Origin of the sequence: Lacrimispora xylanisolvens, assembly GCF_002934545.1 — a bacterium.
In the GTDB taxonomy this organism is placed as follows: domain Bacteria; phylum Bacillota; class Clostridia; order Lachnospirales; family Lachnospiraceae; genus Lacrimispora; species Lacrimispora xylanisolvens.
Genome location: NZ_PTJA01000003.1, coordinates 359438 through 382032, shown reverse-complemented (window position 1 = coordinate 382032; position 22595 = coordinate 359438). Strand labels below are relative to the sequence as shown.

21 protein-coding genes are annotated in these 22595 nt (G+C 40.9%); 3 read left to right on the top strand and 18 right to left on the bottom strand.

Annotated elements, in window-relative coordinates:
* Positions 1 to 9: 9 nt before the first annotated feature.
* Positions 10 to 888: a YicC/YloC family endoribonuclease gene (locus BXY41_RS07335; protein ID WP_104436167.1), complete on the bottom strand. Its 879-nt coding sequence runs from the start codon at positions 886 to 888 to the stop codon at positions 10 to 12.
* 140 nt (positions 889 to 1028) lie between these two features.
* On the opposite strand from BXY41_RS07335, the gene BXY41_RS07330 reads away from it, so the two are divergent.
* Positions 1029 to 2774, top strand: coding sequence for an Rqc2 family fibronectin-binding protein (locus BXY41_RS07330; protein WP_104436166.1), 1746 nt, complete (start codon positions 1029 to 1031; stop codon positions 2772 to 2774).
* A gap of 70 nt (positions 2775 to 2844) precedes the next feature.
* Here BXY41_RS07330 and BXY41_RS07325 read toward each other — a convergent pair whose 3' ends face one another.
* The 3 genes from BXY41_RS07325 to BXY41_RS07315 form a co-directional block, all read right to left on the bottom strand.
* The gene (locus tag BXY41_RS07325; RefSeq protein WP_104436165.1) at positions 2845 to 3033 is read right to left on the bottom strand and encodes a hypothetical protein; all 189 of its coding nucleotides are present in this window, start codon (positions 3031 to 3033) and stop codon (positions 2845 to 2847) included.
* Between the two features lie 195 nt (positions 3034 to 3228).
* Positions 3229 to 3378, bottom strand: coding sequence for an exodeoxyribonuclease V subunit alpha (locus BXY41_RS07320; RefSeq protein ID WP_104436164.1), 150 nt, complete (start codon positions 3376 to 3378; stop codon positions 3229 to 3231).
* On the bottom strand, positions 3359 to 3970 hold the full coding sequence (locus BXY41_RS07315; RefSeq protein WP_104436163.1) for an accessory gene regulator B family protein: 612 nt from the start codon (positions 3968 to 3970) through the stop codon (positions 3359 to 3361). Before BXY41_RS07315 ends, BXY41_RS07320 begins: the two co-directional genes overlap by 20 nt.
* A gap of 336 nt (positions 3971 to 4306) precedes the next feature.
* Between BXY41_RS07315 and BXY41_RS07310 the strand changes: the two genes are divergently transcribed.
* Together BXY41_RS07310 and BXY41_RS07305 are read left to right on the top strand one after the other, a co-directional pair.
* Positions 4307 to 5449, top strand: coding sequence for a sensor histidine kinase (locus BXY41_RS07310; RefSeq protein ID WP_170072253.1), 1143 nt, complete (start codon positions 4307 to 4309; stop codon positions 5447 to 5449).
* Positions 5446 to 6186 (top strand): LytR/AlgR family response regulator transcription factor, encoded by a 741-nt coding sequence (locus BXY41_RS07305; RefSeq protein ID WP_104436161.1) that lies wholly within the window; start codon positions 5446 to 5448, stop codon positions 6184 to 6186. Before BXY41_RS07310 ends, BXY41_RS07305 begins: the two co-directional genes overlap by 4 nt.
* 56 nt (positions 6187 to 6242) lie before the next feature.
* Here BXY41_RS07305 and ilvA read toward each other — a convergent pair whose 3' ends face one another.
* From ilvA to BXY41_RS07235, 14 genes are all read right to left on the bottom strand, one after another.
* Entirely contained in the window at positions 6243 to 7466 is a 1224-nt protein-coding gene (gene ilvA / locus BXY41_RS07300) for a threonine ammonia-lyase (protein WP_104436160.1), read from the bottom strand.
* Positions 7467 to 7469: 3 nt separating this feature from the next.
* Entirely contained in the window at positions 7470 to 8411 is a 942-nt protein-coding gene (gene ftsY, locus BXY41_RS07295) for a signal recognition particle-docking protein FtsY (protein WP_104436159.1), read from the bottom strand.
* Between the two features lie 11 nt (positions 8412 to 8422).
* Positions 8423 to 11983 carry a chromosome segregation protein SMC gene (smc, locus tag BXY41_RS07290; protein WP_104436158.1) on the bottom strand — a complete coding sequence of 1187 codons (3561 nt, stop codon included), beginning with the start codon at positions 11981 to 11983 and terminating at the stop codon, positions 8423 to 8425.
* A 238-nt stretch (positions 11984 to 12221) separates the two neighbouring features.
* Positions 12222 to 12908 (bottom strand): ribonuclease III, encoded by a 687-nt coding sequence (gene rnc / locus BXY41_RS07285; RefSeq protein WP_104436157.1) that lies wholly within the window; start codon positions 12906 to 12908, stop codon positions 12222 to 12224.
* 130 nt (positions 12909 to 13038) lie between these two features.
* Positions 13039 to 13269, bottom strand: coding sequence for an acyl carrier protein (gene acpP, locus BXY41_RS07280; RefSeq protein ID WP_104436156.1), 231 nt, complete (start codon positions 13267 to 13269; stop codon positions 13039 to 13041).
* 19 nt (positions 13270 to 13288) lie between these two features.
* Positions 13289 to 14302, bottom strand: coding sequence for a phosphate acyltransferase PlsX (gene plsX, locus BXY41_RS07275; RefSeq protein ID WP_104436155.1), 1014 nt, complete (start codon positions 14300 to 14302; stop codon positions 13289 to 13291).
* Positions 14303 to 14411: 109 nt separating this feature from the next.
* The gene (locus BXY41_RS07270; RefSeq protein WP_104436154.1) at positions 14412 to 15758 is read right to left on the bottom strand and encodes an MATE family efflux transporter; all 1347 of its coding nucleotides are present in this window, start codon (positions 15756 to 15758) and stop codon (positions 14412 to 14414) included.
* A 171-nt stretch (positions 15759 to 15929) separates the two neighbouring features.
* Positions 15930 to 16946, bottom strand: a complete 1017-nt coding sequence (locus BXY41_RS07265) for a substrate-binding domain-containing protein (RefSeq protein WP_104436314.1) — start codon at positions 16944 to 16946, stop codon at positions 15930 to 15932.
* A gap of 46 nt (positions 16947 to 16992) precedes the next feature.
* Positions 16993 to 17955 carry an ABC transporter permease gene (locus tag BXY41_RS07260; protein ID WP_104436153.1) on the bottom strand — a complete coding sequence of 321 codons (963 nt, stop codon included), beginning with the start codon at positions 17953 to 17955 and terminating at the stop codon, positions 16993 to 16995.
* Positions 17939 to 19450 (bottom strand): sugar ABC transporter ATP-binding protein, encoded by a 1512-nt coding sequence (locus BXY41_RS07255; protein ID WP_104436152.1) that lies wholly within the window; start codon positions 19448 to 19450, stop codon positions 17939 to 17941. Before BXY41_RS07255 ends, BXY41_RS07260 begins: the two co-directional genes overlap by 17 nt.
* Positions 19451 to 19477: 27 nt before the next feature.
* Positions 19478 to 19876 carry a D-ribose pyranase gene (rbsD, locus tag BXY41_RS07250; protein WP_104436151.1) on the bottom strand — a complete coding sequence of 133 codons (399 nt, stop codon included), beginning with the start codon at positions 19874 to 19876 and terminating at the stop codon, positions 19478 to 19480.
* The gene (gene rbsK, locus BXY41_RS07245) at positions 19870 to 20814 is read right to left on the bottom strand and encodes a ribokinase (RefSeq protein ID WP_104436150.1); all 945 of its coding nucleotides are present in this window, start codon (positions 20812 to 20814) and stop codon (positions 19870 to 19872) included. Before rbsK ends, rbsD begins: the two co-directional genes overlap by 7 nt.
* 14 nt (positions 20815 to 20828) lie before the next feature.
* Positions 20829 to 21464 carry a deoxyribose-phosphate aldolase gene (gene deoC, locus BXY41_RS07240; protein WP_104436149.1) on the bottom strand — a complete coding sequence of 212 codons (636 nt, stop codon included), beginning with the start codon at positions 21462 to 21464 and terminating at the stop codon, positions 20829 to 20831.
* A 64-nt stretch (positions 21465 to 21528) separates the two neighbouring features.
* The gene (locus BXY41_RS07235; RefSeq protein ID WP_104436148.1) at positions 21529 to 22551 is read right to left on the bottom strand and encodes a LacI family DNA-binding transcriptional regulator; all 1023 of its coding nucleotides are present in this window, start codon (positions 22549 to 22551) and stop codon (positions 21529 to 21531) included.
* Positions 22552 to 22595: the final 44 nt, after the last annotated feature.

Here is a 22595-nt window from a genome sequence, read left to right as displayed (position 1 = left end):
GCGATTCTCCTACTCAATATTCTGGATCTGTTCCCGTACTTTCTCAATTTCAGTCTTTAATATAATTGCCTTGTCTGAAACCTCTAAATCACTGGCCTTTGAAAGAATGGTATTGGCTTCCCGATTCATCTCCTGGGCGATGAAATCCAGTTTTCTGCCCACAATTCCTCCAGCTTCCAGTTCTGACCGTGTATGTTCAATGTGACTTCTTAAACGAACCGTTTCTTCATCCACACAGATTTTATCTGCATAAATGGTTACTTCCGCAGCAATTCTGCCTTCATCAATGGCAGCTCCTGCCAGAAGCTCTTTCACCTTATCTTCCAGCTTTGCCCGGTATTCCACAAGAATCTTTGGAGATCTCTCTTCAATAAATTCAAGAATATCATTCATCAGATTCAGTTTACCAAGAAGATCTGCCTTTAAGTTTTCGCCTTCTGTTAATCTTGTTTCCACAAAACGCTTCGCGGCTTCTTCTACTGTTTCCGAAAGAAGCTTCCACATCTGATCCTCATCTTCCGGTACTTCTTCCATAATAAGTACTTCCGGACATCTGGCGAGTGCAGAAACCTTGATATCGTTCTGAATTCCGAATTGCTCTTCCATCTTTGCAAAATATCCCATGTATTCAGCAGCCAGCGCACTGTTATACTTTAAACACAGCTTGTTTTCCGTATAATCTTCATAACTGATAAAAACGTCTACTTTACCGCGCTGAATATAATTCTTTAACAGATTCCTGATCCCTGCTTCAAAGAAATTAAACTTTTTCGGCATCTTTATGCTTAAATCCAAATATCTGTGATTGACAGCCTTCATCTCGACGGAAATTTTATATTCATCCGTGACGGTTTCGTACCTGCCGAAACCTGTCATGCTCTTAATCATTACAAATGCCTCTCTTTCGCCATAGATATAAACCATTATAAGTCATAATAAAAAACAAGTCAAATGGTTTTGAATTTTACATAACCGTGTTTCTGTGGTATACTATCTCCATCTATAAACCTTACCGGAGGACACAAACAATGGCATTAGATGGAATTGTTATGGCAAATCTCACGGCAGAAATGAAAGACCGGCTGGAAGGCGGAAAGATCTCTAAAATCGCCCAGCCGGAAAAAGATGAACTGCTGTTTACTGTTAAAAATCAAAAAAATACATGGAAACTTTTAATTTCAGCCAGTGCCAGCTTACCACTGGTTTATTTCACGGAAAACAACAAGCAAAGTCCTCTGACTGCTCCTAATTTCTGCATGCTTCTAAGAAAACATATCGGCAATGGCAGGATCATGAGAATCAGTCAGCCTGGTCTGGAACGAATCCTTTGCATGGAAATTGAACATTTAGATGAACTGGGCGACAGACGGACGAAAAAACTCATGATAGAAATTATGGGAAAACACAGCAACATCATCTTCTGCAATGAAGAGGATATGATTCTGGACAGTATTAAACACATCTCTGCCCAGGTAAGTTCCATTCGTGAGGTATTGCCCGGCAGAAAATACTTTATTCCCCAGACCATGGACAAGAAAGATCCCCTTACCATTACCGAAGAGGAGTTTATTTCTACAATCAGACATGCGGCGGCACCAGTACAAAAAAGTCTCTATTTAAATCTGACCGGTATCAGTCCCATCATTGGCCATGAACTTTGTCATCTGGCCTCTATTGATGGAGATCATTCTGCCAATGAGCTGTCAGAGACAGAACTCTTGCATTTATACCGTATGTTCTCTTTTATGATAGAAGACATCAAAAAAGGATCATTTAAACCAAATATTATTTATAAGAATGAGGAACCGGTAGAATTTGCAGCTGTACCTCTTACCTGCTATGAAGGAAGCGATTATGAAGCCAAAACCTACGAATCCATCAGTACTCTTTTAGAGACCTACTATGCTTCTAAAAATGCAGTAACAAGAATTCGTCAGAAATCCGTTGATTTAAGGAAGATTGTACAGACCGCTCTGGAACGTAATTACAAAAAATACGATCTCCAGGAAAAGCAGTTAAAAGATACGGAGAAAAAGGATAAGTATAAAGTATACGGAGAGCTTTTAAATACCTACGGTTATGAACTGACGGGAGGTGAAAAGAAACTTACCTGCCTTAACTACTATACCAATGAAGAGCTTACCATTCCCTTAGACGACCAGCTTTCCGCCAGGGAAAATGCCCAGAAATACTTTGACAAATACAATAAATTAAAGCGAACCTTTGAAGCCGTTACAGGACAGATCAGCGAAACCCGGCAGGAAATTGACCACTTAGAGTCCATCAGTGCAGCACTGGATATTGCTTTGCTGGAAGAAGATCTTGTGCAGATCAAAGAAGAACTTATGGAATACGGATATGTCAAGCATCGCAGAAGTGGAGACAAAAAACCGAAAGTTACCAGCAAGCCCTTCCACTATATTTCTTCTGACGGTTTTCATATGTATGTAGGAAAGAACAACTATCAGAATGAAGAGCTTACCTTTAAGGTGGCAAGCGGTAATGACTGGTGGTTTCATGCCAAAGGAATACCTGGTTCTCACGTCATTGTCAAATCAGAAGGAAAAGAGCTTCCCGACCGGACCTTTGAAGAGGCAGGTTCTCTTGCGGCATATTATTCCAAAGGGCGAGAAAATGATAAGGTTGAGATAGATTATATACAGAAAAAACAGATCAAAAAAGTAGCCGGAGCTGCCCCCGGTTTTGTCATCTATCATACAAATTATTCTATGGTTGCAGAACCAAAAATCTTTGTAGAAATGATTAATAATTAAGCAAAAAAGCAGATAAATAAAGAGCTTGTCTCTTTATTTATCTGCTTTTTCCATTGCACTATCCGTTGTTTTATTCTTGATAAATATCTAAATGCTCAATAACAACTCGTCGTTCAGGAATCGTTGTTATCACTTCGATCAGATACTCTCTTGGAATGATCATTCTCTTATTATCCCTCGCCGTGTCCTCATTGAGAACAGGACAATGAGAGATTTCGCATTCCAACCCAAGAATTTTACGAAACATTTTTGTTTTCATCTGTACTTTCTCCTAGCCAATCTAACGCACAGTAAAACATTTAATACACAACTATCAATTATATAAACACTCATAGATGACCAATTCATATGATATAATTACGGTCATACTCCCCTGCCTAATGACAATAAAATCACATGAATGAGATTATAAATATTAGGCCAATAAATAGAATTACGAAAGAAACATTTAAATTTAGTTATTCTTTGCCTCGGCTTCATGTTTCTTCAGAACCGCTTTGGGTATTTCTCTTTCATACATAGTTGCTGGAATGCTTTTTCCAACAGAATTAACAGATACCGTAAGCAATACCTTTTGTAATCCTTCAACAATTTTCTTCTTCATTTTTGTAATCTCCTTTCATAACATCTTTATTTGGAGGAAGTAAGGTTAACACTTCCAAAGTAACCGGATAAATGATCAACTCTCTTAGATTCTCATTGTAAATAGCGATCAATGCCAAAAGGGTCAACAATATAATTGATACAACTTTCTTCTTTAATATTGCTGTACGGGTAAAATAAGTAATATTTTTGCTTTTAGGTACCAGACATATAAATATAGCCAGGCTAAACAAATAAATTGCAAGTACATTTAATAAGTTTAATTTTAAAACAACCGCTCCTGATAATGACAAAAACCAGATTATCAACATACCCATAAAGCAGCCTGCATTTGTTTTTGCATGTATTCCACCAGCCTGTAAGCGCAGAGTGCAAAATACAAATAAAACAATAAAAGTCTCAGCTCCCTTACCCAATAAAATACCAAGTAATTGAATGAATAAAAGCTTTAATAAATTATCTAATATCAGTTCAACTCCGTATTGTATTGTAATATTATCATCCTCATCTCTGGGATTGATCTTATTTAACAAACAACATAGAGTTGCTGAAAATCTCGAAATAATCACTTTATCACCACCAAACAATGCCATTTTACCATAAATTCCAACTTACAAATGTTTTTGCAATTAACGTAGTTTTTTTATTCCTGAGCGTCAATTTCTTAACTTTTAAATACAATTTCACTTTACTTTTTATCACAGGAATTGTAGAATAATAGTACCCGGCAGATGAGGTGGCATAATATGACTTACTTAATTTATTCTCTTACAGGAAGCCTTTGCAGTTATTTTTCATGCGTTAATTTACTTCCTCGTAAACTAAACGTTTATAAGAAATTAACTTTGTTTTTATACTCATTCATGACAGTTTATCTGTTCAATCGAATGTTTGGGCAAATCAGCACTTTTTTAACTTATGGAGGAATATTGATTATAGCGATGATATTTTCAAAATTTGATTTTTTTGCTTCCTCCTGCATTCTTTTTGGTTACATATATTCAGTCACATTCAATTATATTATTATGTGGCTGACTGGTTATTTTCTTCGTATGGATATGGCAGAATTATTAGCCCGGGATAATCTGACAATTATGTTTTCCATACTTTACTGCATATTTTGCGGTGTAACTACTAAAATGCTGGGTTGGTTTTTTCATAAAAAGCTGGGTTTGTCCAATTATTTAACCAATCGTCATCTTTTAAAGGCCATCTTTACTGACCTTTTTATTTTAGTTTTCTTTTATATTTTTAATTTTTCATACGGTGAGCAACTAGGATACAATTATGGTGTAATTGCCCTGAACGGGATACTGTTTTTACTGCTGTTTACAATCACTGTTTTTTTAATGTACTCCATTTATAAAGCAACTATGGGGGAGCAGGCTTATAAGCACCGAATGTCTCAATTTGAAAATCTTAGAATTTACACTGACCGACTTGAAATGTCTTACGGTACCATGCGAAAATTCAAGCATGATTACATGAATATTCTTATAACAATGTCCGGGTTTATGGAAGAAAATGATCTGCAGGGATTAAAAGAATATTATGGGGAAAAGATTATTCCGATCAGTCACGCTTTTACAGAATCAGATACGAAACTTGGCACTCTATCAAATATAAAGGACACTGCTTTAAAAAGCCTTCTTTCCTCAAAATTTATTTATTCCATGGAAACAGGAATAAAAGCAGAAATTGAGTTAACAGAACCTATTACAAATTTGTATATGGATTCTCTTGATTTATCCCGTATCATTGGCATTTTTTTGGATAATGCAATTGAGGCAACTGGGGAAACAGATGAAAAAGAGTTGCATTTTTGCATGTTTTATAAAGAAGATAATCTTTATATTATTATTAAGAATACTGCTCTCCCTCCTGATTATTCTTTATATGAGCTTCGGGAACAGGGGATATCAACAAAAGGGGAGAACAGAGGTGTCGGTCTGTACAATGTTTCCATGGTACTGAATCATTATGATAATGTGGTGTGGAACACAGTTTATAAAGAACCATATTTTACTCAGGAACTGATTCTGATGCATTATGGTAACAAGGAGCAAGTATGATTCATATATATCTTTGCGAAGATGACAAAAGACAATTATTACGCTGGACATCAATTATAGAAAAATACTTATTAATGAATTCAACGGAGTCGCTGCTGTATTGCACTGCATCTTCTCCCGATGATTTACTTAAGGTCAGAAAAGATTCTAATATTACCGGACTGTATTTTCTGGATATTGATTTAAGAGCGAAAAAGAATGGAATTGAATTAGCAGAAGAAATCCGAAAATATGATCCCCGTGGATATATTGTCTTTGTAACAACACACAGCGAAATGGCATATCTGACCTTTCAATACAAAGTAGAAGCCATGGACTTCATAGTAAAGGATAAAATAAGTGATCTTCCCGAACAGATCTATTCCTGCATAAGAAATGCGGAAACAAAATACCGGAATCAATTAGATTCATCTGACCGTCTCTTATCCATTAAGGTTGATAAAGCTTCACTGGTTATGGATCAGGATGATATCGTTGCCATAACTACAAGTGAAGAATACCACAAAATAGTTATCCATACACTAAATGGTTTCCGTCAGATGTCTGGTTCTCTTAAAGAGCTGAGTGCATCTTTGAACTCCCATTTTTGTCAATGCAACAGATCCACAATTGTGAATTTGAAGCATGTGATTAAATATTCAAGAGATGAGGCACTTTTGTACATGAATAATAAGGAATCTTATTCTGTATCTGTTCGGTTGTTGTCTAAAGTACATAAATCACTAAAATGTCTATAATGAAAGAAGCAGAAACCAGATAAATCCAGTTTCTGCTTCTTATTTTGATTCATTTATTAATCCCCATATGTTCCTTTCGATTTCACCAGCTTTGGCCGATACCCCTGAGAAGTAAGGGCAGCCATAATAGCATTCTTATGATCTGTACCAAATGCTTCCAGTGTAATTCTTAATTCTACTGCTGTATTCCGGTTAATGCTGATAAACTGGTTATGTTCCAGACGGATGACATTCCCCTGCTCTTTTGCAAGAAGCGCAGATACTTTAGCCAGCTCTCCTGGTTTATCCGGAAGCAGAATGGAAACGGTAAAGATCCGGTCTCTCTGAATCAATCCCAGTTGCACGATAGAGGCCATTGTAATGACATCCATATTTCCGCCGCTTAAGATGGATACAATCTTTTTATTATCTACATCAATATGTTTTAAAGCGGCAACCGTAAGAAGTCCGGAATTCTCAACCACCATCTTATGATTTTCCATCATGTCTAAAAATGCTACGATCAGTTCCGAATCTTCAATTGTTATAATACTGTCCACATTTTCCTGGATGTAGGGGAAAAGTTTGTCACCTGGACATTTAACAGCTGTACCGTCTGCGATTGTATTGACAGTTGGAAGAGATACGACTTTTCCCTGGCGAATTGACTCCTGCATGCAGTTAGCACCAGCAGGCTCCACACCAATTACCTTAATCTTGGGATTTAACATCTTAGCCAATACGGAAACGCCTGTGCAAAGACCGCCTCCTCCGATTGGAACCAGAATATAATCAACAGTGGGAAGTTCTTTGATGATTTCCATTGCTATGGTGCCCTGTCCGGTTGCCACATCTAAATCATTAAACGGATGTACAAAGGTAAGTCCTCTTTCTTCCGCCAGCTTATAAGCATGATTGCAGGCTTCATCAAAAACATCCCCTTCCAGAATTACTTCTGCTCCGTATCCTTTGGTCCGGTTAACCTTCATCAGAGGAGTTGTTGTAGGCATGACAATGGTAGCGGGAATCCCGGCAAGCTTTGCAGCATAGGCTACACCCTGTGCATGATTGCCGGCAGAGGCGGTAATCAAACCTTTTGATTTTTCTTCCTCTGTCAGAGTGCTGATTTTATAATAAGCACCTCTTACTTTATAGGCCCCTGTATATTGCATGTTTTCCGGCTTAAAATACACCTTATTACCAGTCTGAGCAGAAAAATACTCACTGTATATAAGCTTTGTTTCCAGGGTAACCTTGCTAACGACTTCTGATGCTTCCTCAAACTTTTCCAATGTCAACATAATTTACGCCTCTTCTTTCTCTTCTACGTGAAACAATGCATTTACAAATTCTTTCGCATTGAATTTCTGCAAGTCATCAATCTTCTCCCCGACACCAATATATTTCACCGGAATTCCCAGCTCGGACTGAATTGCTACCGCAATCCCTCCTTTTGCCGTACCATCCAGCTTAGTAAGAATAATTCCGGTAATATCCGCCACTTCCATAAACTGTTTCGCCTGTACAAGAGCGTTCTGACCGGTAGTTCCATCTAAGACCACAAGAGTTTCCCGATATGCTTCGGGATATTCTTTGTCAATAATCCGGTTAATTTTTTTCAACTCTTCCATCAGGTTCTTTTTATTGTGGAGACGTCCTGCTGTATCACAGATTAATATATCCGCCTGTCTGGATTTTGCTGCAGCAACTGCATCGTATACTACTGCCGCCGGGTCAGAGCCTTCCTGCTGGGCAATAATATCCACGTTTGCTCTTCTGGCCCATTCGGTCAGCTGTTCAATTGCAGCTGCTCGGAATGTATCGGCAGCTGCAACGATCACTTTCTTTCCATCGTCTTTCATCTGTCCTGCCAGCTTACCCACTGAAGTGGTTTTTCCCACTCCGTTTACTCCGATTATTAATAAAACAGAGCGGCGCTTCTCAAATTCATAGGCATTTTCTCCCAAATCCATCTGTTCCATGATACTGTCCATAAGAAGCTGTTTACATTCTGACGGATCCTTGATATTTTTTTCTTTTACTTTTTTTCTCAAGTCTTCCACAATTGATGTAGTCGTCTGGATACCCAGATCACCCATGATCAGAATTTCTTCAATTTCCTCATAAAACTCATCATCAATGGCCGAAAAACCGTTGAAAATGGAATCCACACCTGCGATAATATTATCTCTCGTTTTTTGCAGTCCAGCTACCAGTTTTCCAAAGAATCCCTTTTTTTCTCCCATTGTCGGCCTCCTTAACTTTCTAAATCTTCTTCAATCAGATTAACAGATACAAGCGTCGAGACGCCTTTTTCCTGCATGGTGATACCATACAGACGATCCGCAGACACCATGGTACCGCGCCTGTGTGTAATAACAATAAACTGTGTAAATTTTGTTAACTTATGCAAATATTTTGCAAAACGATCCACATTGGAATCATCCAGCGCGGCCTCAATCTCATCAAGAAGACAAAACGGAGATGGCTTTAAATTCTGAATTGCAAAAAGCAGTGCTATGGCTGTCAGTGCCTTTTCTCCACCGGAGAGCTGCATCATATTCTGAAGCTTTTTGCCAGGTGGCTGGGAAACAATCTGTATTCCCGCCTCCAGAATATCCTCATCCTCCACAAGTTCAAGTGCACCACGTCCGCCACCGAACAGTTCCTTGAAGACTTTATCAAACTCCACTCTGATTTCCCGGAATTTTTCTTCAAACTGTTTTCTCATTCCAGTATCAAGTTCATCGATAATCTTTAATAAGGTTCCCTCAGCAGTAATCAGATCATCATGCTGAGTCTTCATAAATTCATACCGCTCTGAAACTTCTTTATAATCTTCGATTGCATTTACATTGACATTGCCAAGCTTGCGTATCTCGTCTTTTAAGGAACCGATCATCTTTTTAATGTCCGGCAGAGATGTCCATTCTTCATTTCTTAAAGCTTCCGCTTTTGAAAATGTCAGTTCGTATTCATTCCACATATAGTTTACGTGATTATCCATACGCTCTTCCATTTTCTCTTTCTGGCTCTGAAGGCGGAACAGTTCCTTATCCAGCAGACTGATACGCTGGGAAAGTTCTTCCCGTTTTTGGAACAGTTCTTTCTGTTCCTTTGATTTCATCTCTTTTTTAGCCAGTTTCTCATTAATTGCCTCATCCAGTGTTTCTCTGGCTGAACTGATCTCTGCAATTCTGGCCTTGATAGATTCTATTTCCTTTTGTTTTTCTTCAATAATCAGACCAGATCCGCTGGATCCCTGAGACAGCTTTAACAGTTCCTCTTCCAATCTGCTAATTTCATCTTTTACCCGTCGGATATTTTCCAGCTCAAAATCATCCTTTTGCTTCAGACTGGAGGCTGCCAGCTGGGCTTCTGACAATTCTCTGGAGAATTTTTCTCTGTCGGCTTTTGCTTTTTCAAGATCAGCATTCAGACCCTCCAGGTCACCGTCTATATCCTGGCTTCGCACAGCCAGCTTTTCCACCGCAAGAATTAAATCCTGCCTGTTTTCGCCAATCTCTTTTTTCTGTACCTCAAGCTGGGTATTTTCCAGTTCTAAATCACCGTAGGATTCTACAATCTCTGCTTTTTTGTCTTCAATTCTGCGCAGATTTATTTTAACCGTATTCTGTCTTAAATAAAGCTTCTGCTTCTCACTTCGGATTGTTTCAAGCTCTTCTTTACATTCACTTAAAAGCCCTTCGTTCATGACCAGCTCTGTCTCAATCTGACCGGTTTCTTTCAACGCCTTTTCACAGGCTGCTTCCAGTTCCTCCATTTCGCGCTTTCGTCCCAGTAAATTACTGGTGTTTTTGAAAGCACCACCAGTCATAGAACCGCCAGCACTTAACAATTCTCCTTCCAGAGTAACAATTCTTAAAGAATACTGGAATTTCTTGGCAAGTGCGATTGCATGATCAATGGTATCCACAACAACCACTCTGCCAAGGAGATAGTTTAAGAGTCCCTGGTACTGAGGATCCGCTTCAACCAGAGAATTTGCAAGTCCTAAAACTCCTGGTTCACTAAGAGCTTTCTCCTGATTGAAACCGTTTTTATTCCCAATACTGGTAAGAGGGAGAAATGTGGCTCTTCCGTATTTATTTTTCTTTAAATACTCAATCAGCTGCTTTGCTGTCTGGTCTGAGTCAGTAACAACATTTTGGATGCTTCCTCCCAGCGCTGTTTCAATGGCGACTTCATACTTTTTAGAAACAGTAATTAAATCCGCCACAACACCATGAATTCCATGTACCCGGTCCTTAACTTCCATGACCCGGCGTATGCTGCCACCATATCCTTCATACCGCTCAGCAAGATTTCGAAGGGATTCCAGCTTGGTAGAATTGGTGTGGTATTCCTGCTGTCTGTCGTTTAAATTCTTCCCAAGACGTTTCACTTCATGCTCCAGTTCCCCGGCTCTGCATTCGCTTTGTTCCTGGAGTTCATTGTACTTAAGAATACCAGCATCAATTTCATCCGCTTCTTTTTGAAGAACCAGCAGCTGTTGATCCTGTTCTGATTCATCACTTTTATATTTAAGAAGCTTTTGGAGCACTTCGGATCTTCGTACATTTACCTGCTCAAGCATGGTCTCATAACGCTGCTGTCTGGCATTTAAGGTTGCTTTTTCATTGAGAAGTTCAATAATGCTCCCCTTACCAGATTCAATCCTTTGCTCCAGAAGGTGAATTTTTTCATCTTCTGCTGCAAGTACCGTTTCTCCCTGCTTTAACTGCTCCATTGCAGTCTTTACTGATTCTGCAATGACAGAACGTTCTTCTTCATAGGAGGACGCCTGGGACTTTTTCATATCTATCTCGGAGTGAATGGACCTCACCCTGCCTGCAATGTGTTCCGCATTCATCTGTTCTGTATTGATCTGCTCTTTTAAAACATTGATGCGTCCCTGTAAATTTCCAGTCTCGATATCAGAACTGTTTTTTTCATTGCGGCTTACTAAAATAGATTCATCCAACTGGGATAAATATGTATCAAGGGTCTCATACTGCTCTCTGATACCCTCTGATGCGTCTTTTGCTTCTTCCAGATCACGGCTGACGATAACTTCTTTCTCATCCACTTCTTTCATCTGAAAGCGCAGTCCTTCTGTTTCCATCAGGAACTGATTTACATCATACTTTTTCAGTTCTTCCTTTAATCTTAAATATTCTTTTGCTGCCTCAGACTGTTTTGCCAAAGGACCAACCTGTTTTTCCAGTTCCGAAAGAATATCACTGACACGAACCAGATTCTGTTTTTCATCCTCCAGTTTTTTCTGGGCAATGGCTTTACGGCGTTTAAATTTAACAATTCCCGCAGCTTCATCAAAAAGTTCTCTGCGTTCTTCCGGTTTTCCGCTTAGAATTTTATCAATCTGACCCTGTCCGATGATGGAATAACCTTCCTTGCCGATTCCGGTATCATAAAAAAGCTCATTAATATCCTTTAACCGGCAGGCACTTCCATTGATCATATACTCGCTTTCGCCAGACCGGTAGACTCTTCTTGATACTGTCACCTGATCATAGTCAATGGATAAGTGGTGATCCGAATTGTCAAGCGTTATGGCTACGTAGGCAAATCCCTGGGGTTTTCTCATTTCCGTTCCTGAAAAAATAACATCCTGCATACTGGAACTTCTTAACTGCTTCACTTTTTGTTCACCCAGTACCCAGCGTACCGCATCGGCAACATTGCTCTTACCGCTTCCGTTGGGGCCTACAATGCCTGTAATTCCATTGTGGAACTCGAATACTATTTTGTTGGCAAAAGATTTAAACCCCTGAATCTCTATACTTTTTAAATACATACTCCACGCTGACAGCCATCACCAGCTGCCCTTTCTTTTCCATATTATTGTCCACGCTCTTTGGACATAAAGGGATACCCGAAGGGTGTTACCATATTATTGTCCATGCTCTTTGGACATAGAGGGATACCCGAAGGGTGTTACCATATTATTGTCCACGCTCTTTGGACATAGAGGGATACCCGAAGGGTGTTACCATATTATTGTCCATGCTCTTTGGACATAAAGGGATACCCGCTTATTGTCCACGCAGCTTCAATATTCCGTGATAAGCCGCCACCTGCTCCGCAGCTTTCTTTGTTCTTCCAGTTCCCTGTCCGATAATTTTATCCCCGATTTTTACCTGGGTCTCAAATATCTTATTATGATCCGGGCCTTCTTCTTTTAAGAGCTCATACGTTAACGCCTCTTCCGTCTGGCTTTGTACAATCTCCTGCAAGATAGTCTTGCTATCAAAAAAGAGCTGCTTATGTTCCAGATCATTCATGATGAAACGAAGGATAAACTCTTTTGCATTAGCAAAACCACCATCCAGATAAATGGCTCCAATCAGTGCTTCCATTGCATCCGAAACAATTGAAGCTCTCCCTCTTCCCCCTGTTGCTTCCTCTCCCCGGCCTAAAAGGAGATATTCCCCAAGCTTTATCAATTCTGCACAGTAAGCAAGGGTGGGCTCACAAACAATACTGGCACGGATTTTTGTTAAATCCCCCTCTGGCTTTTGTGGATATTTATGATACAGACAATCACTGGATACCACTTCCAAAACCGAATCACCTAAAAATTCAAGTCTCTCATTGCATTCTGTTTTATTCAGTCGGTGTTCATTGGCATAGGAGCTGTGGGTCATGGCCTGTGTCATAAGATGCTTGTCCGAAAAACGATAACCGATCCGTTCTTCCAGTTCTTTCATACTTCTGCTCATCTCATTCCTCTTTCCTGGTGTTCCTTATTATTGTCCATGTACTTTGGACATAGAGGGATACCCGATTACCCCCTATTATGAAAGAAGGTGCTGCGGTCAGACCAAACGATCCTAGCAGCACCCACATCTATTAATTTAATGCATTCTTGACCTGTTCTACTGCGTCGCTGACACTTACAATGTTCTCTGCCACTTCAGTTGGAATCTCAATATCAAATTCCTCTTCAATGCCCATAACGATCTGGAACACATCAAGGGAGTCAGCACCCAGGTCATCCACGAATGTGGAGTTCATAGTAACTTCCTCCGGCTCAATATTTAATACCTCTGCAATAATTTTCTGTAATTTTTCGAATTCCATTTGTTTTCCTTCCTCTCTCCTATTCTTGATTTTCTTCTTTCATTTTAAGACTTTCTCTTATCTTATCATTAATTCCCTGTTCTTTGAAGGTTACGCATTGAAGTATGGAGTTTTTTATTTCTGCTGCTTTTGAGTTACCATGAGTCTTTACCACCAGACCATTCAGCCCTAAAAGCGGAGCGCCGCCATAACGGGATGAATCAAATGATTTTAAAGTCTCTTTCAAAGCAGGTTTTACAAGCAGAGCACCGATTTTGCTCCTGAAGCTACCCATCATACCACTCTTTACCTTGTTAATCAAGGTCGCGCCCACTCCTTCATACAACTTCAGGATTACATTGCCCACAAATGCCTCACATACAATGACATCTGCACCGCCATGCGGAATCTCTCTGGCCTCAATGCTTCCGGTAAAATGAATATCCTTACAATCCTTTAACAGCGGAAATGTCTCTTTCACTAGCGCATTTCCCTTTTCTTCCTCTGCGCCGATGTTGACAATGGCAACTGTTGGATTCTTAATGCCTACAACATGCTCCATATATAAGGAGCCCATTTGGGCAAACTGTACCAGATGAGAGGGTCTGGCATCCACATTAGCGCCGCAGTCTATCAGCAGGGAAACGCCTTTTTCTGTTGGAATAAGGGGTGCAAGCGGTGGTCTTTCTACACCCTTGATCCGTCCGACTATCACCTGTCCGCCAACCAGTATGGCGCCTGAGCTACCGGCCGATACAAACGCATCCGCCTCTTTTTGTTTTACCAGATTCATTCCCACAACGATGGAAGAATCTTTCTTCTTACGTATGGCGTTAACCGGAGGTTCTTCCGTCTCGATTACCTCTGTCGCATTCACAATCTGTATCTGATCCTTATTAAATGTGTATTTTGCAAGTTCATCAGATATCATCTGTTCCTGCCCTACTAAGAGAACCCGGATCTCTTTATTCGCGTTTACCGCCTCTACGGCACCTGCCACCGTCTGTACTGGTGCATAGTCACCGCCCATGGCATCCACAGCTACTTTTATCATCATGATTCCCCTTTCAAGTGTTTCCTAAGATAATCTATTACATAATATACTAAATATTATACTATAAATCAATAATAAATTTAGAAATTTAAAAGCAGAAAAAACAGCCTTAGCTGATCAGCTTTTTCTCAACCTTTTTTATAACGTAAACATAAGATATTCCAGTGAACAATGCAGCGCTCAGCCATGCTGCAGGGTCACAGGCACAGGCAAGAGGGAAGCTTACAAACCTTATTGCAAGCGTAGCCGTAACCAGTCTGGCTACCAGTTCCACTACACCGCCCAGCATGGGAAGCAATCCATATCCGCACCCCTGCATGGTATTCCGGAAAATAAAAATAGTCCCCAGAGGAATGTAAAAAGAGGCGCAAAGATAACTGTAGGTTTTTGCCCATGGAAGAATATCCGCCAGATCTACATTACCGGAGAAGAACAGCCTCAGGGCAAACGGAAGTCCCAGAACCACAATAACGGAGCATACAACGGCATAGATTACTTCTGTTGTAAGTGCAAGGCGGACTCCCTGTTTGATTCTTCCAATATCACCTTTCCCATAGTTTTGTCCCGAATAAGTAGCCATGGTTTGCCCCATTGCCATCATTCCCTGAATTACCATACTCTGAAATTTATTGGCTGCTGTATTGGATGCAACTGCCACGGAACCAAATAAATTGACTGCAGACTGCATAATCATCGTTCCCGAAGCGGTGATTCCAAACTGTAGAGCCATGGGAACCCCCACAGACAGCTGGATCTTCGTATCATAACCATGCAGCTTCCAGTGATGCTTTTCCGGCGTGAGAACAGGTACTTTTTTTGTAATATAAATAATACATAAAAGAGCAGATACTCCCTGAGATACATTGGTCGCCCATGCAGCACCAGCAACTCCCATCTTAAAATTAATAACAAAAACCAAATCCAACACGATATTTAAGCAAGCGGAAAGCACCAAAAATATAAGCGGTATCCTGCTGTTACCCACAGAACGCAGATAGGAAGAGAACAGGTTATAAAATACATTTGTAAAGATTCCTATGCAAATAATAGAGATATAAGTATACGCATCTTCCATAATATTCTGGGGGGTATTCATAATTTTTAAAAGTGTTCTCATAAATGCCAGACTGATAAATGTCATAAATACAATAACAAACAATGACAGTAAAATTCCATTTGCCACCGATCGCTTCGTCCCGTTTTCATCCCCGGCCCCAAACCTCTGACTGGTAAGAACAGTGAATCCCGTACTCATTCCCTGTGAAAAACCAATTACCAGAAACATGATGGTACCTGTTGATCCTACCGCCGCCAATGCATCCGGTCCTACAAAACGACCTACAATAATTGTATCCACCATATTATAAAACTGCTGAAAAATATTTCCGATTAATAGCGGAAGTGTAAATTTTAAAATGATGGGAAGCGGATTGCCTCTCGTCATGTCGGTCTCCATAAGCCTTCACCCTTTGCTGTTTTATTATTCTGCCATACTTTACCATGCGGCACAGACGTATTTTACCATGTTCTCAACCACTTGTCACGATTCTTTTCAAACAGTTGCAAAAAATCTGCTGCCAGAAACCGGTTCATCAGGGAATCTGGCAGCAGACTGTATCTGTAAAATTTATTCTTTTGTAACTAATCCGTTTACATTTTCAGAAGTAACCAGCTCATTATCCAGAATAACATATTTCTCTACGTTCTTTCCCTCCAGATAGTCATAAGCGGTTTTTAATATTGCCTTTCCAAGGAAAAATGGGGGCTCTGCAATGGTTGCTTCAACTTTTCCCGCCTTAATTGCCTCAATGGTATCATCAATGGCATCACAGCCGATCATAGTGATTTCATCTAAACGTCCGGCTGCTTCAATTGCTTCTAACGCCCCAAGAAGCATTTCATCATTTGCAGCATACAATCCGTCAATGTGATCATTTGCCTGTAAAATATTCTCCATTACACTCATGCCCTTTGCACGGTCAAAATCCGCCACCTGGCATGCCACAATTTTCATATCCGGATTCTGGCTTATGATTTCATTAAATCCTTTGGAACGGTTCTGGGCTACATTGGTGCCCATGATTCCCTGAAGTTCTACTATAGTTCCTTTTCCGCCCAGAGTATCCGCCAGAAACTTTCCTGCCAGTTTTCCTGATTTAATGGCATCATATCCTATATGAGATACCACTTCTCCTCCACTGGCTTCCCGGTCCATGGTAAGAACCGGAATTCCAGCTTTATTGCAGTCCTCAATGGATGAGACAATGGCATCTGAGTCACAGGTATCAATAATAATACAATCTGGTTTCTTTGTAATTAAGTTCTCCACATCTTTCATCTGGACAGCCGGATCATCCTGAGCATCTGTAATGTATAATTCCACGCCCAGCTCATCAGCGGCTTTTTGTACCCCATCCTTTACGTCCACAAAAAATGGATTGGTCTGTGTGTTCATTGCAAGACCGATTACATATTTTTTCCTGGCTCCTGCATCCGTTTTTGCTGTTGTCTCTTCTGATTTTGTCACAGCAGTTTCTGTCTGGGTTGTCTCCTTTGCAGTCTCCGTGGCTGTTTTTATACTGCATCCAGCCAGCGATACCGCAACAAATCCTGCCATCATTGTAGCTGCAATTCTCTTTTTCATCATAATTCTGCCCTTCCCTTCTCAAATACATTAAAATAGTTTCTATTTATTCCGCTTTTGCGGATAAATCCTTGACTTTTTTATCCACCAGAACTGCAATCAGTACCACAGACCCTTTTACAATGCTGGTTGCGTGAGGATTGACATTCATCAAAGTAAGGATGTTATCAATGATCCCCATAATCATGGCACCCACCACGGTAGGAAGTACAAATCCGGTCCCTCCGCTTAGGCTGGTTCCTCCAAGGATAACCGCTGCAATTGCATCCATTTCAATTCCCTGCCCGCTGGTGGATTGCGCCGATCCAAGCCTGGCAGTCAGTACAACAGCAGCGATTCCGCTTAATAATCCATTCATGATATAAGCGGTCCATTCTGTTCTTTTAACTGATATTCCCGACAGACGGGCGGCTTCCCGGTTTCCTCCAACAGCATAGATGCTCCTTCCAAAGGGAGTTTGTGTCAATATGTAATGTGCTGCCAGAAAAAGAAGTATGAGTATGATCACAGGTACCGGCACACCTATAAAAGAACCCTTTCCAATAAATTTATAGACCTCAGACTTTACCGGAATAGGCGAACCCTTCGTATAAATCAAAACACAGCCCCGTAGCAAAGTCATGGTGCCCAGTGTTGCAATAAATGGAGGAATTCCGCAGTGAGAGATAAAGAATCCGTTGGCAGTCCCACAAACAGTGCCAATGGCTAATGCTGTCGCTACAGCCAGGAATGTGTTTCCGGTAGAAGCTAGTACCCCGGAAGCTACCACGCCGGAAAGTCCAAGTATGGAACCAACGGATAAGTCAATTCCTCCGGTCAGAATTACGAAAGTCATTCCGCAGCCAATAATACCGGCCACAGTTACCTGTTTAAATACGTTAAAAAGATTGGATATATTTAAAAAGCTTTTTGACAAAAATGCAGCAAACAGGCATATGATCAGCAGTATTAAAACCGAACGGTAAATATTGATCTGATTGATCAATTGTTTCTTAGCTTTTTGATTCATTTTCTCTCACCCCTCCAGATGCATGTGCTAAAATTAGTTCCTGGTTCATGTCCTTGCCTGAAATTTCCAATACCATACGGCCTTCCCGCATTACAATCACACGGTCACTGACTCCGATCAGTTCGGGTAAATCCGTGGAGATCATAAGAATACTTTTCCCTTTTTGGGTCAGCTGGTTGATAATTGCATATATTTCTGCCTTCGCCCCCACATCCACGCCTCTAGTGGGTTCGTTTAGTATGAGAATATCGGAATCTGCTTCCAGCACCTTTGCAAAAACAATTTTCTGCTGATTGCCTCCACTAAGCTTTCCAGCCAGCTGGGAAGCTGAACTAATCCGGATATTCAGTGACTGAACCTGTTGGTTTACCCGTTCTGTTTCCAATCTGGTATTTAAATGAATTCCTTTTGTAAGTTTCTTTAAGGAAGACATGGAAATATTTTCCCGGATGCTTCTTATTAATACCAGCCCCTCCTGTTTCCTGTCATCCGATACAAAACCAATTCCGGCTTTCAGTGCTTTTACAGGTGCTGAGCAGTCTTTTTTCACCCCATGTATGAAGACTTCTCCCCGCTCCATTGGTATGGCACCATATAATAGCTTTGATAATTCAATGGTTCCTGAGCCCAGAAGTCCGGTTATGCCAAGTATTTCTCCTTTATGAAGCTTCAGACTCACATCATGTACATTCCGGCTGTTTATCTCTTTGGCTTCAAGCACCACTTCCTGGACCTTGTAATTACGGACAGGATACAGGTTAGAAACGTTTCTGCCTACCATCATGGATACCACATCATCATAATCTGTCTCATTAATTTGTCTGGAAGCCACATATCTGCCATCCCGGAATACCGTCAGCCGGTCTGAGATCTTAAAAATCTCATCCATACGGTGAGAAATATAGATAATGGCAATTCCTTTCTTTTTCAGTTCTTCAATAATCCCAAACAGTATTTTTATTTCTTCCTCGGCAAGCGCCGCAGTCGGCTCATCCATGATAATAATTCTGGCTCCTATGGTAAGGCATTTGGCGATTTCTGTCATCTGCACTTCGGCAACAGAAAGATTCTTCACTTTGGTCTTTGAACTGAATTTCAGACCCAGGTGGTTTAAATTATCCTGCGCTTCCTCAAACAGCTTATCCCAATCCACTTTCTTAAAGCTGTTTACAGGAAGCCTTCCAAGATACATATTTTCAGCCACCGTTAATTCCGGCACCATATTAAATTCCTGATAGATCATGGCAATTCCTGATTTTTCTGCTTCCCTGGCAGAGTGAAATACCACCTTTTCCCCATTTAAGTACATGGCCCCTGATGTATAGGGCTGAGCTCCTGCAATAATTTTCATCAGGGTGGATTTTCCTGCTCCGTTTTCTCCGCACAGAGCATGAACCTCGCCTTCATATAGCTCCAGATGAACTCCGTCAAGAGCCTTTACACCAGGAAATGTCTTAACGATTGATTCCAGTTTTAATACTAACCTTCCTCCCATTTAAATTCCCCTTCCCCTCGACGGGTCTTAATATGCACAGCCTGAGATCAGTATTACATTGGTATAACCTGTAAACTCACCTGTGAGAATAATTGCTTTTGCTTCTTCTGTCATTTTCTTTAATTCCGTGTGGGGGACATACTCCACAGGTATTCCTGCCGGTAAAAGAGCCAGTGCTTCTTTATGTAATTCCCCGCTTACTACAAGAGCCTCCTGGGCAAATACCGCCTTCTCCGTAATCATATATTTTTCAATTTCTTCCAGCACCTCTAAATAGCCAGGATTTCCCTGTTTCCAGCCTAAGTCCACCCGCTCCACTCCCTTAGGTACAGGAAGCCCTGCATCTGCTATTACAAGCATATCCATATGTCTGATCTCTGCCATAATTCTTGATAACTGCGGATGTAAAATTCCAGTCTTTAACATGGCTGCTCCTCCATTTCATGGGATTTGATAAATGCATCGATTTCGGACCGTTCAGGCATGGCAGGAGTGGTTCCAATTCTCTGTACAGAAATCGCTGCCAGTGCATTGGCAAATTTTGCTGCTTCCCATAAATCTTTTCCTTCTGCCAACGCTGCTGCAAGACCTCCGTTAAATGCATCCCCTGCTCCGGTGGTATCTACTGCATCTACCTGGTAAGCAGGTAATAATCCCCTTCTTTTTCCGGTTGCAATATATACCCCTTTGCTTCCCATTGTAATGAGCACATTTTTTACTCCCTTATTAAAAAAATAATCCGCTGCTTTTCCGGCACTTTCTTCATCTGTTACTGGTATTCCGGATAATATTGAAGCTTCTACTTCATTGGGAGTTATCAGCTCCACCCGGCTTAAAATACTATCACTGACAGGCTGTACCGGGGCTGTGTTTAAAATAATTTTAACGCCCTTGTCATACGCCATTTCTACCGCTTTCCTGACGGAAGAAACATTGGTTTCCAACTGAATCAGAAGATAATCTGACTGATCCAGAAGATCGGAAACCGATTCCACTTCCTCATCGGAAATCGTATCACATGCGCCCAGGATCACAGCGATTTCATTCTGACTGGTATTTTCATCTACCATAATTAATGCGGTGCCTGTCTCTGCCTGATCACTGCAAAATACCCGTTTTGTATCCATCCCCAGTCTGGTCATGGTTTCAATGGCAAGATCGGCAAAGGCATCCTTACCAACCTTCGTCACCATGGTTACGTCTGCACCTGCCTTGTGAGCTGCTACCGCCTGGTTAAACCCCTTCCCCCCCGGTCCCATTTTAAAAAGGCTTCCTTTTACCGTTTCCCCCGGAACCGGCAGATGGGGGCATCTTCCCATTAAATCCACCACAAAACTTCCAAATACCGTTATCTTTTTTCCCATAAGCATCTCCTTTTTTATAGAAGGGCAATTCCGTTTCCAGCTCCAATCCGGTCTGCTCCTGCTAAAATCATTGTCTCAGCCTCCTTTGGGGTACGGATCCCGCCGCTGGCTTTCACTTTCAATTTTTCTCCCACCGTTTTTTTCATAAGAGCCACATCTTCTGCTACTGCTCCACCGGTACTAAATCCTGTGGATGTTTTTACATATTGGGCACCCGCTTCCATGGAAAGCTGGCAGGCCTTTGCAATCTCTTCCTTTGTCAAAAGGCAGTTTTCCAGAATTACTTTCACTAATTTTCCCTGGCATGCATCAACTACCGCTCTGATATCTTCCCTGACCAGATCATAATTCTTATCTTTTAATGCTCCAATATTAATAACCATATCCACTTCATCTGCTCCTGCTTTTACTGACTCTGATGCTTCAAAAGCTTTGGCAGATGTGAGCATGGCTCCTAATGGGAAACCTACTACACAACATACAGACACGCTGCTATCCTTTAATTCCCAAACTGCCAGAGGTACGTTACAGGAATTTACACAGACTGACGCAAATTCATATTCCTTTGCCTCCTGGCAATATCTCCTGATAATTTCCGCCCCGGCATCTGCCTTCAGCATTGTATGGTCAATCATGTTTGCTATACTCATATCCATCCTCCATTATAATTCTCAATATGTAACCGGTTACATGTTAGGGTAAAAATAAACTGCCTTACTGCAGCTTATTTATCTTTTCTGAACCGCGAAGCACCATCTGATATGGAACAAAAACCTTGCGGCCAGAGCTTTGACTTTCCTTACGGGTCAGTTTGTCGATCAGCATTTCCATTGCCTGATATCCCTGCTTTCTTGCATCCCGGTCAATGGTTGAAAGACTGTAATCAATGATTTTAAGAGACTCAATCTGATCAAAGCCTACTATGGAAATATCCCTGCCAATTTTCAGCTTATGCTCTGTTAAATATTTGAGTACACCCAGGCTGGTCTGGTTGTTGGAAGCAAATATAGCAGTTGGCGGGTCCGGAAGTTCCAGTAATTCCTTTGTCCGTTCATAAGCCTTCATGATCTTAAAATCGCCTGATACCATATAATCTTCTCTCAGACTAATCCCGTAATCCCTAAGAGCTGACTTGTAGCCCTTCAGACGGTCCTTTCCAGGCATGGAGGTGTTGGGTCCTGTAATCACTGCAATCTTTTGATGTCCATTCTGAATCAGAGCCTCAACGGCCTTGTAGGCAGCATCATGGTTCTCTACAAATACACCATCCAGACTGGAATTTCTGATGTTGCGGTCAACTAATACAACTGGAATCCCTTTGTTTTCAAATTGGATCAGCTTATCCCTTGTCACCTCATCAAGCTCTGAAATAGGAGTGATTAAAAGCCCTGACAGACGCTGGCTTTCTGCCATCATAAGGCATTGATGTTCTCTCTCCAGAAGTTCACCAGTATCAAACAAAACGATATTGTACTGATTATTGGCAGCTCTTTCGCCTATTCCGCTTATGATGCCTGAAAAAAACTCATTGGCAATATCCGGAACAATCACTCCAATACTGGAAGAATCACGTATACTGAGACTTCTGGCTATGGCATTGGGTACGTAATCAGCCTCTTCTATTGCCTCTAATACTTTGCGCTTTGTTTCCTCTTTCACATATCCGGATTCATTAATGACTCTGGAAACAGTTGCGGAAGAAACGCCTGCTTTTCTTGCTATATCCCGTATGTTCATTTCAAGCTCTCCTTATGTAACCGGTTACATGTATGATATTAACA

Excerpts from the sequence above, each read along its gene's own strand:
- rnc (WP_104436157.1), bottom strand. The coding sequence starts at position 12,908 with ATGAGCAGAAGTATGAAAGAACTGGAAGAACGGATCGGTTATCGTTTT.
- BXY41_RS07325 (WP_104436165.1), bottom strand. The coding sequence starts at position 3,033 with ATGAAAACAAAAATGTTTCGTAAAATTCTTGGGTTGGAATGCGAAATC.
- BXY41_RS07260 (WP_104436153.1), bottom strand. The coding sequence starts at position 17,955 with ATGAATCAAAAAGCTAAGAAACAATTGATCAATCAGATCAATATTTAC.
- plsX (WP_104436155.1), bottom strand. The coding sequence starts at position 14,302 with ATGATAAAAGTAGCTGTGGATGCCATGGGCGGTGACTATGCACCAGTA.
- BXY41_RS07315 (WP_104436163.1), bottom strand. The coding sequence starts at position 3,970 with ATGGCATTGTTTGGTGGTGATAAAGTGATTATTTCGAGATTTTCAGCA.
- rbsK (WP_104436150.1), bottom strand. The coding sequence starts at position 20,814 with ATGGGAAAAAAGATAACGGTATTTGGAAGTTTTGTGGTGGATTTAATG.
- rbsD (WP_104436151.1), bottom strand. The coding sequence starts at position 19,876 with ATGTTAAAGACTGGAATTTTACATCCGCAGTTATCAAGAATTATGGCA.
- BXY41_RS07335 (WP_104436167.1), bottom strand. The coding sequence starts at position 888 with ATGATTAAGAGCATGACAGGTTTCGGCAGGTACGAAACCGTCACGGAT.
- ilvA (WP_104436160.1), bottom strand. The coding sequence starts at position 7,466 with ATGTTGACATTGGAAAAGTTTGAGGAAGCATCAGAAGTCGTTAGCAAG.
- smc (WP_104436158.1), bottom strand. The coding sequence starts at position 11,983 with ATGTATTTAAAAAGTATAGAGATTCAGGGGTTTAAATCTTTTGCCAAC.
- BXY41_RS07305 (WP_104436161.1), top strand. The coding sequence starts at position 5,446 with ATGATTCATATATATCTTTGCGAAGATGACAAAAGACAATTATTACGC.
- BXY41_RS07265 (WP_104436314.1), bottom strand. The coding sequence starts at position 16,946 with ATGAAAAAGAGAATTGCAGCTACAATGATGGCAGGATTTGTTGCGGTA.
- BXY41_RS07320 (WP_104436164.1), bottom strand. The coding sequence starts at position 3,378 with ATGAAGAAGAAAATTGTTGAAGGATTACAAAAGGTATTGCTTACGGTA.
- BXY41_RS07255 (WP_104436152.1), bottom strand. The coding sequence starts at position 19,450 with ATGGGAGGAAGGTTAGTATTAAAACTGGAATCAATCGTTAAGACATTT.
- deoC (WP_104436149.1), bottom strand. The coding sequence starts at position 21,464 with ATGAGTATAGCAAACATGATTGACCATACAATGCTGAAGGCAGATGCC.
- BXY41_RS07235 (WP_104436148.1), bottom strand. The coding sequence starts at position 22,551 with ATGAACATACGGGATATAGCAAGAAAAGCAGGCGTTTCTTCCGCAACT.
- BXY41_RS07330 (WP_104436166.1), top strand. The coding sequence starts at position 1,029 with ATGGCATTAGATGGAATTGTTATGGCAAATCTCACGGCAGAAATGAAA.
- ftsY (WP_104436159.1), bottom strand. The coding sequence starts at position 8,411 with ATGGGAGAAAAAAAGGGATTCTTTGGAAAACTGGTAGCTGGACTGCAA.
- acpP (WP_104436156.1), bottom strand. The coding sequence starts at position 13,269 with ATGGAATTCGAAAAATTACAGAAAATTATTGCAGAGGTATTAAATATT.
- BXY41_RS07270 (WP_104436154.1), bottom strand. The coding sequence starts at position 15,758 with ATGGAGACCGACATGACGAGAGGCAATCCGCTTCCCATCATTTTAAAA.